Source organism: Vogesella facilis, assembly GCF_042648525.1.
GTDB lineage: Bacteria > Pseudomonadota > Gammaproteobacteria > Burkholderiales > Chromobacteriaceae > Vogesella > Vogesella facilis.
On sequence record NZ_JBHRXN010000010.1, the window covers coordinates 1 to 13390 of the forward strand.

Here is a 13390-nt window from a genome sequence, read left to right on the forward strand (position 1 = left end):
CACCTATCGGTTATTTGGTTTGTTAAAGAGCGGGCTGACTTCGTTTCGTTGCGTCGTCAGCAGAGGAGGCGAACTATACCCAGCCGGCCGTTTAGCGTCAACCACTTTGTTGCAGTTTTTTGCATAAAGTATTCAAGTCATTGTTTTTATTGCAATGCAAAATGCCCCGCTCCTGCGGGGCATTGCGCTGGCGATACGCCAAGCCGTTAATGGCTGGCGCTGGGGGCGGCCATACCGGTGGCGGCAGAGAAGAAATTGCCGGCCTTGCTGAGTGCGGCCAACCTTGCCGGGTCGGTTTCACCATTGATATTGGTGATGATGAGTTTGCCGCGCCCCTGCTTATAGTCGTTGCGGAAGTCGTAGAAGGCGCCGATGACCGCCAGCTTGCCGGACTCCACCTCGCCACCGAACTTGAGCAAAGCCGTGTCGACCTGGTTGTTGACGTTGAGCAGCACGCCGTCGTTGACCGCAATGCCCTTGGGGATGTTGATGGTGAGCAGTTCTTTCTGGATCGGCCGCTCCAGGCTGGAGAAGTCGCCGCTGGCGGCCTGCACCGCCCCGCACACCGCGTGACCGATGAACATCAGCAGCGGCGTGTGCAGGTGACGCACGCCGTATTCGACCGAGCCTTCGGCGGTGACCAGCTGGTTGCCGATATTGCGCACCAGGAACAGGTCGTTCACCGCATCGTCGTGGAAGGCGTTGGTCTGCACCCGCGAATCGGAACAGGTCACCACCGTGGCGCGCGGCGTCTGCTTGCTGGCAAAGCGCTCGAAATAGGCGCCGGACTTGTTCTGCATATAACGCTGGTTGGCCGCCAGCATCGCCTGCACCAGCCCGCGCACCTTGCCTGTTTCGCCAAGCTCGTCATGCCCGTCGTGCGGGCTGCTGACGGTGGCTTTGCGCTTGGCAGCAGGACGATGCGCTGCCGGCTTGTTCAGCGGACGGCTGCCCACCACCAGCGACTTGTTGTTGACCGACGCGCTGTGATCCGCCGGCTTCAGCGGTTGGATCGATGGCAGCAGTTGTTCCGGCTCGGCCGCTTTGACTGCCGGCCTGGCGGCGGGCGCTTCGTTGGCCAGCGCGGGCGCCGCGGCGAGCAGCAGGCTGATAATCAATGGACGGTAGTGACGCAATGGCGTGCGCATGAACTTCCCTTGCAAAAGATAATGGCGGCGGTGTTAACACTATCGGCCGCCGCCAGGAAAACTCAATCCCTGCCCGCCGCGCGTTGCGGCCAACCTGGCAGCTGGCTGAGCAGCACCCCGCCCAGCACCAGCAGGCAGGCCAGCCACTGCGGGCCGGTAAGGCGCTCGCCCAGGTACAGCCAGGCCATCGCCAGGGTAAATACCGGGATCAGGTTGATGAAGGCGCCGGCCAGTGCCACCGACACCTTGCCGACCGCCCAGGTATACATGCCGTAGGCGCCGAGGGTGATGAAGGCGCCCAGGTACAGCACCCACAGCATCGCGTCCAGCGGGTAGTGCTGCGGCCAATGGCCCCATGGCGTCAGCAGGATGCCGCCAAACCAGAACGTACCCAGCACGGTCTGGGTGGCGGTCAGCGTCAGCGCGGAATAGCGCGGCGACAGCTTCTTGGCGATCAGCACATAGCCGCTGGCGCAGACCATGGCGAGAAACTCCAGCGCATTGCCCAGCACCGGGTTGGGCGCACTGGCATCGGCCTCGCTGCCGCTGGTCAGCCACACCACCCCGGCCAGCGACAGCGCCAGCCCCAGCCACACCGGCAGCCGCTGGCGATCGCGCAGCAGAAAGTGCGCGCCGACCGCCACCAGCAGCGGCAGCGTGGCGGTGATCATGCTGGCCTGCGAGGCGCTGGTATGCAGCAGCGCATTGGCCTCGAACAGGAAGTACAGGCACGGCTCGCTCAGCCCCATCAGCAGCAGCCACAGCCAGTCGCCCTTGTGATAGCGCCAGCGGCTGCCGCGGCGCAGCAGGAACGGCAGCATGCACACGGTGGCGATCACCATGCGGCAGAACAGTACGAATACCGGGTCGAACACCGCAAACACGGTTTTCAGCGCAATGAAGGAACTGGCCCACAGCAACATGGCCAGGCACAAGGCAAGGTAAGGCAAAATAACGACTCCATAATGGCACAGCGTTCCGCATGGTGAACGAAGCCACCTGGAGCGTCAAAAAACACCCTGTTCCGCCGCCACATGGCGGCACGAGGAGACAAGCTGGATGGATACCCTGGATTGCGTGGTAATCGGTGCCGGCGTCATCGGCCTGGCCTGCGCGCGGGCGCTGGCGCTGGCCGGGCGCCAGGTGGTGATCGTGGAGCGGGAAAACGCCTGCGGCCAACATTGCAGCAGCCGCAACAGCGAGGTGATCCATGCCGGGCTGTACTACCCGCCGGGCAGCCGCAAGGCAGCGCTGTGCGTAGCCGGCAAGGTGCTGCTGTACCGCTACTGCCGCGAGCGCGCCATCCCGCACCGCCAGCTTGGCAAACTGCTGCTGGCGCTCGATGCGGCGGACGTACCCAGGTTGGCCGCAGTACAGCAACGCGCCGCCGCCAACGGCGTGCGCGGGCTGGAGTGGCTGGACCGTGCCGCGCTGGCCGAGCGCGAGCCGGCGGTGCAGGCTCATGCCGCCCTGCTGTCCGCCAGCACCGGCATCATCGACAGCCACGCCCTGCTGCAGGCGCTGCTGGCCGATGCCGAGCAGCATGGCGCGCAGCTGGTGCTGGCCAGCAGTGTGCAGGCCGGCGAAGTCGGCACCGCCGGCATCGTGCTGCAGCTGGACGATGGCTACCGCGTGCTGGCGCGGCAGGTGATCAACGCCGCCGGGCCGTGGGCGCCGGCGCTGGCCGCCAGCCTGCGCGGCGTTCCACGTGAAACCATTCCCCGCGCCTACTACGCGCGCGGCGTGTATTTCGCGCTCAGCGGGCACAACCCGTTCTCGCAGCTGATCTATCCGCTGCCGGAGCCGGGCGGGCTGGGCACGCATCTGACGCTGGATTTGGCCGGCCAGGCGCGCTTCGGCCCGGACGTGGAATGGATAGATGCGGTGGATTACCGCGTGGAGGCCGGCCGCGCGCAACAGTTCTATCGCAGTATCCGCCGCTGGTGGCCGGCGCTGCCCGACGGCGCGCTGACCCCGGGCTACAGCGGCGTGCGCCCCAAGATCGCCGGCCCCGGCGCGGCGGAGGCCGATTTCCTGCTGCAGGGCGAGCGCGAACACGGCGTGCGCGGGCTGATCAACCTCTACGGCATCGAGTCGCCGGGGCTGACCGCCAGCCTGGCCATTGCCGAGCAGGTGGCCGCGCTATGCCGTTAACGCCAGTGTCGCCACCGCGCGCAGCGTGCGCTGCCGGATCAAGCCGCTGACCGGGCGGATCAGATACCAGTACGGCAAAAAGCGGTAATAGCTGCGGCGGTCCGGGCAGTGCACCCGCGTCTCGGTATGCAGCCACACCCGCTCCGCCGCCAGCGGCTGCACGCGGAAACTCAACACCAGCCTGGGCACCGACGTCAGCGCGGCAAATTCGGCGCCATCCGCCAGCGGCTGCAGGCCGTAGTCGCCACGCCAGAACTCGCCGGCCAGCCCCCAGGCGATTTCCTGCGCCGTGCATTCCAGCAGCGTGAACTCGTGCAGGCCGAACGGCGCGCGCTGCGCCAGCGCATTGCCGTGTCCCAGCCGTGCGGCCAACCTGGCCGGCAGCTCACGCCAGCGGATAAAGCGCTGCACCCACGGATCCTGCCAGCCCGGCAGCAGCTGCACGCCGCGCAGCACCTGGGCGGCGGAGGCGGCGATCTGGCGCTGATGGTGCTCGGCAAACTGGTAGGCCGGCAGGTATTGATCGCTCAGCGTCACGGTTGCGGCTGGCTGTGATAGCGGCGGAACACCGCCTCGTAACGGCCGTCCTGCTTCAGCCGGCGCAGGCCGTTGTCGAAATGCTGGCGCAGCAGCGGGTCGCGCCACAGCACGGTGGCCTCCTTCGGCATCAGCAGCGGGTACAGCGTCACCGGCAGTTGCGCCTGGCGCCCCAGCTTGCGGCGGTACCATTCAAAGATCAGCCGGTCAATCAGGATCACATCGCTGCGCCCCAGGTACAGCGCACGCACCTGGCTGCCCTGGTCGGCCTGCTCGCTGTAGCGGCCTTTGGCCTGCGCCAGCAGGCGGTCGTAGCCGGCCGGCAGATCCGGCTCCGCCCCCTCCCACGCCATCACCCGCAAATCCTGCATGTCCTGCGGCTGCGCCAGCTCCAGCCGCCGCCGCTGCAGCGCCACCACCACGTTGTCGAAGGTATGCAGCGCCCGGCCGAGCGTGCCCGGCAGCTGGTAATGCCGCTGCAGCGCCGGGGTAACGTCGTACAGCGCGTCCACCTCGCCGCGGCGGTAGGCCGTGAGGCGGCGGCCGAACGGGTAGAACACCGGCTGCAGCGCGATGCCTTCGGCGTGCAGCGCATCGCGCAGCAACTCCACCGCGATGCCGGGGCGCCGCTCCACGTTCACCCACGGCGGAATGCTTTCATAGAACGCCACCCGAACCACGTTGTTGGCCGCCGCCGGCGCGGCGGACAGGCACAACAGCGAGCACAGCCACAGGCGCTTGATACCGGCCCGCGTCAATCGAACGCCACCTCGCTGGCCAGCACCTCCACCGCGTCGCCCAGCCGCAGCTGGCCGCTGCCACGCGCCACCAGGTTGACGCCGAAGCACACCCCCTCCGGCATGCGGCGGTAGCCCAGCAGCGTGCTCAGCGGCTGCTTGTCCGCGTGCGGCTGTGCCGTGTGCGGATCGATGGTGGTGAAGATGCAGCGGGTGCAGCGGCTGACCACCTCGAACTCCACCGTGCCGATGCGCAGCCGCTGCCATTCATCCTCTTCGAACGGGAACGCGCCCTGCACCACCAGGTTGGGACGGAAGTGGCGCATCGACACCGGCGCCGCCAGCCGCTGGTTGAGATCGTCCAGCGACGCCTCGCCGATCAGCAGGAACGGCGCGCCATCGGCAAACGACAGCGGCTGATCGCTATCCTGAAAGCGCCGCGTGCTGTCGCCCAGCCACAGCAGATGCACCGCCTCGCCCAGGTAGGCGCTGAACCAGGCGTCGGCCGCGGCATCGCCGCGCAGCGCGGTGAACTCCGCCTTCCACACCTGCGCGCGGTGCCGCTGGTCAAAGCGCTGGCTGCGGGTAGTGAACGCCCCCGCCCCCGGCGCCTGGAACTGCCAGTCGCCGTCCGGCAGCTGCTGCGCCTCCACCAGCACCAGGCGGTGATGGCTGCGCGCGGTGATCTGGCTGCCATCTGGGCGCACCAGCAGCCACACCCGGTCATGCACCAGGCCCTGCGGCGACACCTCGGCCTGCGACACGGCAATGCCACGGCAGGATTTGAGCGGATGGATATAAAGCTGGCTGAGTTGCATGCGGTGGCCCTTGGCAATGCGCTACGCGGAATAAAGCGCGTTTATAGCCGATCTGGATATCGAAAGGAACAGCGCGGCGGCGAATCCGGGCGCCGGCCACCCGCAAATAGTGCTGACAGCCGGCGGCGGCCTTCTACACTTGATTCACAGTGCCTATTCCACCTGCAACCTCACACGGCGGAGCCTGCAATGTTCAATACCAAGCTGAAGCACCAGATCTAGGACTTGCAGCTGCAGCTGCAAAACAGCCAGGCCATCATCCACCCGCTGGACCGTTCCATGGCCTGGGTGCAGTTCGATCTGGCGCACAAGGTCACCAATGCCAACCAGAACTTTCTCGCCATCATGGGCTTCGACAGCCTGGCGCAGATCCAGGGCAAGCCGCACAGCCAGTTCTGCGATCCGCAGTATGCCGTCAGCGCGGACTACGCCCGCTTCTGGGAGCACCTGGCGCGCGGCGAGTTTTTCCGTGGCCGCATCAGGCGGCGGAATGCCCGCGGCGAAACCGTGTGGCTGGAGGCCAGCTACACCCCGGTGCTGGACCCGCAGGGCCATGTCACCGGCTACCTGAAACTGGCGAGCGACATCACCGCGCGCGAGCAGGCCAGCCTGCAAAGCCGCGCCATCCTGCAGGCGATCAACCGCGCCATGGCCACCATCGAGTTCACGGTGGACGGCCGCATCATCACCGCCAACGACAACTTCCTGACGGTGATGGGCTACCGGCTGGAGCAACTGCGCGGCCAGCATCACCGCATGCTGTGCGACGAGCAGTTTGCCAACAGCGCCGACTACCTGCAGCTGTGGCAACGCCTGCAGCGCGGCGAATTCTTCGCCGGCCAGATCAGCCGCAAGCACCACGACGGCCACACCATCTGGCTGGAAGCCAGCTACAACCCGGTGCTGGATGAAGACGGCAAGGTGATCAACATCATCAAGTTTGCCACCGACATCACCAGCCAAATCGAGCAGGTACAGCAGGAGCACGACAGCGCGCTGTTCGCCTACAGCTCCTCGCAGCAGACGCTGGACTGGTCCGACAGCGGCGTCGCCAGCATCCGGCAAAGCGTGCAGGAAATCCAGCACATGGCCAGCAGCATCGAATCCGGCAGCCTCGACGTGCAGGCGCTGGGCAACCGCTCGCAGCAGATCACCACCATCGTGCAAACCATCAAGGACATCGCCGAGCAAACCAACCTGCTGGCGCTGAATGCCGCCATCGAGGCGGCGCGTGCCGGCGAAACCGGCCGCGGCTTCGCCGTGGTGGCGGACGAGGTGCGCAAGCTGGCCGAGCGCACCGCCAGCTCCACCGCCGAGATCGCCAGAATGGTGGATGACATCCAGCAGCAAACCGACACCGTGGTCAAAGGCATGGACCAGCTGCTGGGGCATGCGAAGAACAGCGTGTCGCTGGCCAGCGATACCGGCAGCACCATGACGCAGATTCGTCAGGGCGCGCAGGAAGTGGTCGAGGCCATCGGCCGCTTTACCCACCTGAAAAACTGACCCCGCCCGGCCACACGCCACGGCTCGCCGCGGCGCGAGCCGGGCATGCGGCCAACCTTGCCGCCGCGCCTGCCGTTTACCCGCCCGCGCGGCGGCGGTAGCGCTGCGCCAGCAGCGCGCACACCATCAGCTGCAGCTGGTGGAACAGCATCAACGGCAGCACGATGGCGCCGATGGCATGGCCGGCGAACAGCACCTTGGCCATCGGCACGCCGCTGGCCAGGCTCTTCTTGGAGCCGCAGAACACGATGGTGATCTCGTCCGCCCGGTCGAAACCCAGCTGGCGGCTGGCCAGCCGCGTCAGCCCCAGTGCCAGCGCCAGCAGCAGCGCGCAGGCCAGCAGCAGGCCACCCAGCGCCGGCAGCGGCGTCGCCTGCCACAGCCCGCCGATCACCGCCGCGCTGAAGGCGGTGTACACCACCAGCAGGATCGAGCCCTGGTCCACCAGCTTCAGTTTGCTCTTGTAACGATCCACCCAACGCCCCAGCCACGGTCGCAGCAGCTGGCCGGCCACGAACGGCAGCAGCAGCTGGTAGACGATGCCCATTGCCGAGCCGGCGCCGCGGCCAACCTCGCCGCCCAGCAGCAGCCAGCCCACCAGCAACGGCGTCAGCGCGATGCCCAGCAGGTTGGAGGCGGTGGCGCTGCAGATCGCCGCCGGCACATTACCGTCCGCCACCGACACGAAGGCGATCGACGACTGCACCGTGGACGGCAGCAGGCACAAATACAGCAGCCCCAAATACAGCTCGGGAGTGGTCAGGCCGGAAAGCAGCGGCCGCAGCGCCACCCCCAGCAGCGGGAACAACACAAAGGTGGCCGCCAGCACGGTAAGGTGCAGCCGCCAGTGGGTGATGCCGGCCACTACCGCCTGCCGCGACAGCTTGGCGCCGTGCAGGAAGAACAGCAGGCCGATGGCGACATCGGTCAGCCATTCCAGCAGCTGGGCAGCGTTGCCGCGGCACGGCAGCAGGCTGGCCAGCAGCACGCTGCCAAGCAGGCCGAGGGTGAAATTGTCGGGGAGGAAACGTGGGCGCGGCATGCTGCTCCTGTCTGTTGCCGGTCTGTGCCGGCGCCTCGCCACCGGCAGTGGCACAGCACTGCGCGGCGCGGCGCTTGATGATGCGGCCAACCTTGCAGCCAGCCGCCAAGCCGGTATTTCACCGCGCCGCGATCTACAATACAAATTCATTTATCTCATTGATTGATTCATTTCTGCGATGAATATCACCCTGCGCCAGCTGCGCGCCTTCCTGGCGGTAAGCCAGCACGGCGGCTTCGGCCGCGCCGGCGAGCGCGTCGGCCTCACCCAGTCGGCGATCAGCCGCAGCATCCGCGAGCTGGAGGAACAGCTGGGGGTCAAGCTACTGGACCGCACCACCCGCGAGGTGCTGCTCACCGCCAGCGGCCAGCGCCTCACTGCCCAGCTCAGCCGCGTGCTGGACGAGCTGGACGGCGTGCTGGCCGAGGCGCGCCAGGCCGGCGAGCAGGCCAAGGGCACGGTGCGGGTGGCCAGCAGCCCGACGCTGTCCGCCAGCCTGATGCCGACCTGCCTGGCCGCCTGCGGCCAACGTTATCCCCAACTGCAGCTGCAGATTCTGGACCAGGTGCAGCGGCTGAACCTCGCCAGCGTGCTGGCCGGCGAAGTGGATTTCGGCCTGGTGGTGGAGCCGCGTACGCAGCCGGGGCTGGAAGGCGAAGCGGTGCTCAGCGACCCGTTCTGCCTGGTGCTGCGCGACGATCACCCGCTGGCGGCGCAGCCCAGCGTGCAGTGGCGGCAGCTGCAGGATGCGCCGCTGGTGCTGCTGGACGGCAACAGCGGCAGCCGGCCACTGATCGAGGCGGCGCTGGCGGCACAGGGGGTGACGGCGCAAGTGGTGCAGCAGCTGGGCCACTCCAGCGCGGTGTTCCGCGTGGTGGAGGCCGGCATCGGCATCAGCGTGTCGCCGCGGTTGGCGCTGCCGCTGCCGGCCGGCAGCCGGCTCACCGTGCGGCCGCTGCTGCCGGAGATCCGCCGCGACGTGATGCTGGTGCGCCGCGCCGGGCGTTCGTTGTCGCCGCTGGCGGAAAAGCTGTGGCAGCTGATGCGCGAGGTGCTGGCGGCGCAGCAGCCGTAGCCGGCCGCAGCAACACCGCCGGCAGTTACAATCCACTCCCCAGCACCGCCCAGCCCTGCCGGCTGGCAACAATCGACAGGAGTCCGCCATGTGGTTTGCAGACCGCCCGCCGCTGCAGTGGCAGCCGTACACCCTGCCCGACGGCAGCACCCTGGAGGTGCCGGAGCTGATCGTGCGCAGCGACGACGCCGGCCAGCCCGGCTGGCAGCTGCGCTTTGGCGACTGGACCTTCTTTGCCGACGGCGCCGCTAGCGACGGACCAGCCCAGGCGCTGGCGCTGGCCATCGCCGAGATGGAAGAACGCATCGCCTACCGCGGCAAGTAAGCAGCACGCGGCAAGCGGGCGCCGGCGCGTAGCTGGCTGGCCGGGAGCGACAAATCATCCCCGCCGCTGCTGACTACCGCGTACAACCGGTTTGCCGTGGAACAGTGGCAGCGGCCAGCCACGCCGTCGCTAGTCCTCGGCCTCGCCGCCGAAGAACACGCTGGGCACCACGCCGAACTGGCGGCGGAACATGGCGCTGAAGGCGCTGGGGCTGGCATAGCCGGCATCCAGCGCCACATCCAGCACCCGCGCGCCGGCGGCCAGTTGCGCCAGCGCATGCATCAGCCGCGCCTGCCGCCGCCAGGCGCCGAAATTCATGCCGGTGGCGCGCAGGAAGCGCCGCTGCAGCGTGCGCACATCCACCCCCAGCCACGCCGCCCAGTCTTCGCTGCTGCGGCTGTCGTCCGGCTGCGCCTGCAGCGCCGTGCACAGCGGTGCCAGCAGCTCATCGTCCGGCGTCGGCAGCGCCAGCGGCAGGGTTTCCAGCACTTCCACTTCTTCCAGCAGCAGTGCCAGCAGCCGCGCGGCGCGGGTGCCGGGCAACACCGGCGGCGGGCAGCGCACCGCCGCCAGCAGCAGCTCGCGCCACAGCGGCGTCACCGCCAGCACGCAGCACTGCTGCGGCATGCCGGCCAGCGCCGCCGGCTGCACATAGACGCTGCGCATCTGCGCCGGGCTGAGCATGTGCACCTCGTGCCAGTGGCCGGGCGGAATATAGATGGCGCGCGTCGGCGGCACGATCCACTGCCCGCGCGCGGTGAGCACCCGCATCACCCCGGCGATGCCGTACACCAGCTGCGCGGTGGAATGAATGTGGCGCACGGTGGCGTGGCCGGCCGGGTAATCCTGCGCCTTGCCTATCATCAGCGTGTCGCTGCTGAGCTGCGGCGGCTCGATCAGCTCGATGTCTGCACTCATGCCGTTTTCTCGATAGTTGTTGCCATGTTCGCGTGAGACAGGCACAAGCGGCCATTCTAGGATGCTGCTATCCCCAGCCACAAGGAGCGCAGCATGCAAGCCACCCTGTCCACCGCCGCCACGCCGGCCAGCAACCCGCGCTGGCGGGTGATCGGCGCCGTCAGCGTCGCGCATTTTCTCAATGACCTGATGCAGTCGCTGATCCTGGCCATTTACCCGCTGCTGAAAGGCAACTACGCGCTGAGCTTCGCCGAGATCGGCCTGATGACCCTGACCTACCAGTGCACCGCCTCGCTGCTGCAGCCGCTGGTGGGCATCTTCACCGACCGCAAGCCGCAACCCCACGCCATGGTGCTGGGCATGGCCGCCACGCTGTGCGGCCTGCTGTTGTTGTCGCAGGCCAGCCAGTTCGGCTGGCTGCTGCTGGCCGCCGCGCTGGTGGGCACCGGCTCGTCCATCTTCCACCCCGAATCGTCGCGCGTGGTGCGGCTGGCCGCCGCCGGGCGCAAGGGCCTGGCGCAGTCGCTGTTCCAGGTGGGCGGCAACGGCGGCACCGCCGCCGGCCCGCTGCTGGCGATGCTGATCATCCTGCCCAACGGCCAGCACAGCCTGGCCTGGTTCGCCAGCCTCACCCTGCTGGCCATGCTGGTGCTGTGGCAGGTGGGCAACTGGTACCGCGCCGAGCTGGGCCACGCCGCCCGCCGCGCCGCGCCGCCGGCGGCCAACCCGCTATCGCCGCGCCAGACCCGCAACACGCTGGCGGTACTGATGGCACTGGTGGTGACCAAGTACACCTATATGGCCTGCCTGCACAGCTACTTCACCTTCTACCTGATCGAACGCTTCGCGCTGCCCACCGCCACCGCGCAGCTGTACCTGTTCGCCTTCCTGCTGGCGGTGGCCAGCGGCACGGTGCTGGGCGGCCCGCTGGGCGACCGCATCGGCCGCCGCCGGGTGATCTGGTTCTCCATCTTCGGCAGCGCGCCGTTCGCCCTGGCCCTGCCCCATGTCGGCCAGCACGCCACGCTGGCGCTGGTGGTGCTGATCGGGCTGATCCTGTCCTCGGCGTTTTCCGCCATCCTGGTGTATGCACAGGAACTGCTGCCGCAGCGGGTGGGCATGATCTCCGGCCTGTTCTTCGGCCTTGCCTTCGGCGTGGCCGGCCTGGGCGCGGCACTGATCGGCCAGCTGGCCGACCACTTCGGCCTGCAGGCGGTATACCAGTGGTGCGCATGGATACCGCTCACCGGCATCGTCGCCGCGCTGCTGCCGGAGCTGCGCAAGCGCTGATGGCGGTTTGCTGCTGGCAATGAAAAAGGTTGGCCGCAAGGAGTATCTTGCGGCCAACCTTTTTGTCGCTGGTGCCACGGCCGATACACATACCGCCCACATCCGCCAGCCGCATTGCCCGCGCCGATACGGCCGGCACGTATAAGCCACTGACTGGCAAGGGTAAATGCTATAACTCAGGTGCCAATAAGCAACAATCCATCACAGTACAGGGGTGTCGCCAGCCACACGGCGCACACGTCCCCAAGGGGTGAAGGATCCATCATGGCCAGGAAATACATCGACTGCCGCGACCACCCCGGCGCCTCGAAGTGCACGGTTTCCATCGCCGCCGACGACGACGAGGAACTGCTGAATGCCGCGGTACAGCACGCAGTCACCATGCACGGCTACCAGGACAGCCCGCAGCTGCGCGAACAATTGCGGCAGATGTTCAAGGAAGAACATGCCGCGGCAGCACACTGAACGCTGCCTGCGCGGCGCTCCATAACGAACGGCTCCCGCGGGAGCCGTTGGCTTTTGTTGCCTTGTCTGGCCAGCAGACCATGCTGCCGCCTTGCGGCCAACGTCCATACCTCATTTCGCGGTAAACGTTGGGCTTCGCTCAACCCAATCTACCTGCTATTTCAGATAGCCAAGGGCTTTCCATCGATTAATGAATGGCATTGCTACAGCATCATGATCTTCAAACTCAAAATGGATGTCACTCTCATGACAGAAATCCCATTTCATCGCAAGTAATGAAATCACCAGATCACTATCGCCGAAATTACCAAGCTCCTTTTCTTCCAATTGACAGATAAATTCGGGAAGTGTTTCCAGGTCAATCTGCTCTTCCTGCCATGGCTGGTCATCATAGTAATACAGCCCCCATGAATAACCCAACAGCACTCCACATTTCTTTACTCCCATTCCTCTGAAGTATTCAATCATGAAATGCAACTCCTGCCATAGCACGTCACGGGTTAATACTGTCGTTACGATTTTCATCATGTAGCTGCTCTAGTAATTTCCAGCAAAATTACCTGGGTAAATATGGATGACTTTATTCTATATCCAATATCACTCTATGCAACGAAGGAAAAGCCTGAAACACCATTCAACTACCATCACGGCATGCGACCAACTTTCACTCGCCATTTCACGGTAACCGTTGGTCTTCGCTACTCTCAACCCAACCTACGTGCTAATTGGTGGGCACGCTTCGCTTTGTCCACCCTACGTGTCAGCAGCGTCGTACCGACTTGCCCCAATCCCGTTGGCGCGAGCCGGGCAAAATGGTGCGTCCCAGGTTTTAAGACGCCGATTTGTCTGAGTCCCGAGCCGTTAGCGAGGGGCGAGTTCGGCGACGCCTGGGACGTGCCTTTTTGCACGGGGTTTCGAGCAGCCGTCGGGGCGCCTTTTCTTTGGGTACTTTCTTTTGGCGAAGCAAAAGAAAGTACCCCGTAAGCCGGGCGGAACCGGCACTTTGAATCAGCATCCGCGCAGCGGATACAAAACCGGACGCGGTAAACGTTGGGCTTCGCTACGCTCAACCCAACCTACTGTCCTTCAGTCCAATCTACCTGCTGTTGGCTCCACTCAATGCTCCAGCCCGCCTCGGCAAAAAAACAGATCAAAGTCGTTTCATCTTCAACCCAGGTATCAAACCAGCCTCCCCGGTTCGGGCCATCAGACCCCTTCCAGTTCTCGAACACCAGAAAGCCACCAGTATTGATGCTGTCGTCAACAATGCACACTAGGTGCTCACTATGTTGGCTATTCAAAACCTTGCCAATGACACCTACAGGAATCTTCATGACACCTTCTTTTGAAACCAGCCGTACTTCGACAGAACTGA

General features: G+C 65.8%; 16 protein-coding genes. 7 read left to right on the forward strand and 9 right to left on the reverse strand.

What is annotated here, in order from left to right; translation table 11 throughout:
• Positions 1-206: 206 nt before the first annotated feature.
• Both ACFOLG_RS04075 and ACFOLG_RS04080 read right to left on the reverse strand, forming a co-directional pair.
• Complete coding sequence (locus ACFOLG_RS04075) at positions 207-1148, reverse strand: carbonic anhydrase (RefSeq protein WP_386088676.1); 942 nt, start codon at positions 1146-1148, stop codon at positions 207-209.
• A gap of 62 nt (positions 1149-1210) precedes the next feature.
• Positions 1211-2098: a DMT family transporter gene (locus tag ACFOLG_RS04080; protein ID WP_386088678.1), complete on the reverse strand. Its 888-nt coding sequence runs from the start codon at positions 2096-2098 to the stop codon at positions 1211-1213.
• A gap of 49 nt (positions 2099-2147) precedes the next feature.
• Between ACFOLG_RS04080 and ACFOLG_RS04085 the strand changes: the two genes are divergently transcribed.
• Positions 2148-3302, forward strand: coding sequence for an NAD(P)/FAD-dependent oxidoreductase (locus ACFOLG_RS04085; RefSeq protein WP_386089314.1), 1155 nt, complete (start codon positions 2148-2150; stop codon positions 3300-3302).
• On the opposite strand, the gene ACFOLG_RS04090 is transcribed toward ACFOLG_RS04085, so the two are convergent.
• Genes ACFOLG_RS04090 through ACFOLG_RS04100 form a run of 3 tightly spaced genes read right to left on the reverse strand, consistent with a single transcriptional unit; the run spans position 3291 to position 5394 of the window.
• On the reverse strand, positions 3291-3839 hold the full coding sequence (locus tag ACFOLG_RS04090; protein WP_386088680.1) for a hypothetical protein: 549 nt from the start codon (positions 3837-3839) through the stop codon (positions 3291-3293). The two genes, ACFOLG_RS04085 and ACFOLG_RS04090, sit on opposite strands and share 12 nt — an antisense overlap.
• Complete coding sequence (locus ACFOLG_RS04095; RefSeq protein WP_386088682.1) at positions 3836-4597, reverse strand: substrate-binding periplasmic protein; 762 nt, start codon at positions 4595-4597, stop codon at positions 3836-3838. The genes ACFOLG_RS04090 and ACFOLG_RS04095 overlap by 4 nt, the downstream gene beginning before the upstream one ends.
• Positions 4594-5394, reverse strand: a complete 801-nt coding sequence (locus tag ACFOLG_RS04100) for an MOSC domain-containing protein (RefSeq protein ID WP_386088684.1) — start codon at positions 5392-5394, stop codon at positions 4594-4596. The genes ACFOLG_RS04095 and ACFOLG_RS04100 overlap by 4 nt, the downstream gene beginning before the upstream one ends.
• Positions 5395-5619: 225 nt before the next feature.
• On the opposite strand from ACFOLG_RS04100, the gene ACFOLG_RS04105 reads away from it, so the two are divergent.
• Positions 5620-6900, forward strand: coding sequence for a methyl-accepting chemotaxis protein (locus tag ACFOLG_RS04105; protein ID WP_386088686.1), 1281 nt, complete (start codon positions 5620-5622; stop codon positions 6898-6900).
• A gap of 76 nt (positions 6901-6976) precedes the next feature.
• Here the strand turns inward: ACFOLG_RS04105 and ACFOLG_RS04110 are convergent, their stop codons facing one another.
• The gene (locus ACFOLG_RS04110; protein ID WP_386088688.1) at positions 6977-7942 is read right to left on the reverse strand and encodes a bile acid:sodium symporter family protein; all 966 of its coding nucleotides are present in this window, start codon (positions 7940-7942) and stop codon (positions 6977-6979) included.
• Between ACFOLG_RS04110 and ACFOLG_RS04115 the strand changes: the two genes are divergently transcribed.
• From ACFOLG_RS04115 to ACFOLG_RS04125, 3 genes are all read left to right on the forward strand, one after another.
• Positions 7941-8108, forward strand: a complete 168-nt coding sequence (locus ACFOLG_RS04115; RefSeq protein ID WP_386088690.1) for a hypothetical protein — start codon at positions 7941-7943, stop codon at positions 8106-8108. The genes ACFOLG_RS04110 and ACFOLG_RS04115 overlap by 2 nt on opposite strands.
• A 12-nt stretch (positions 8109-8120) precedes the next feature.
• Entirely contained in the window at positions 8121-9017 is an 897-nt protein-coding gene (locus ACFOLG_RS04120) for a LysR family transcriptional regulator (RefSeq protein WP_386088692.1), read from the forward strand.
• An 88-nt stretch (positions 9018-9105) separates the two neighbouring features.
• Positions 9106-9342, forward strand: a complete 237-nt coding sequence (locus tag ACFOLG_RS04125) for a hypothetical protein (RefSeq protein ID WP_386088694.1) — start codon at positions 9106-9108, stop codon at positions 9340-9342.
• Between the two features lie 129 nt (positions 9343-9471).
• On the opposite strand, the gene ACFOLG_RS04130 is transcribed toward ACFOLG_RS04125, so the two are convergent.
• The gene (locus ACFOLG_RS04130; RefSeq protein ID WP_386088696.1) at positions 9472-10260 is read right to left on the reverse strand and encodes an AraC family transcriptional regulator; all 789 of its coding nucleotides are present in this window, start codon (positions 10258-10260) and stop codon (positions 9472-9474) included.
• Positions 10261-10353: 93 nt separating this feature from the next.
• Here ACFOLG_RS04130 and ACFOLG_RS04135 point away from each other — a divergent pair, with 93 nt between their 5' ends.
• Together ACFOLG_RS04135 and ACFOLG_RS04140 are read left to right on the forward strand one after the other, a co-directional pair.
• Positions 10354-11550: an MFS transporter gene (locus ACFOLG_RS04135; protein WP_386088697.1), complete on the forward strand. Its 1197-nt coding sequence runs from the start codon at positions 10354-10356 to the stop codon at positions 11548-11550.
• A 264-nt stretch (positions 11551-11814) separates the two neighbouring features.
• Positions 11815-12015: a DUF1059 domain-containing protein gene (locus tag ACFOLG_RS04140; RefSeq protein WP_386088698.1), complete on the forward strand. Its 201-nt coding sequence runs from the start codon at positions 11815-11817 to the stop codon at positions 12013-12015.
• Positions 12016-12171: 156 nt separating this feature from the next.
• Here ACFOLG_RS04140 and ACFOLG_RS04145 read toward each other — a convergent pair whose 3' ends face one another.
• On the reverse strand, positions 12172-12543 hold the full coding sequence (locus ACFOLG_RS04145) for a hypothetical protein (protein ID WP_386088700.1): 372 nt from the start codon (positions 12541-12543) through the stop codon (positions 12172-12174).
• A 548-nt stretch (positions 12544-13091) separates the two neighbouring features.
• Complete coding sequence (locus tag ACFOLG_RS04150; RefSeq protein ID WP_386088702.1) at positions 13092-13349, reverse strand: hypothetical protein; 258 nt, start codon at positions 13347-13349, stop codon at positions 13092-13094.
• Positions 13350-13390 lie beyond the last annotated feature (41 nt).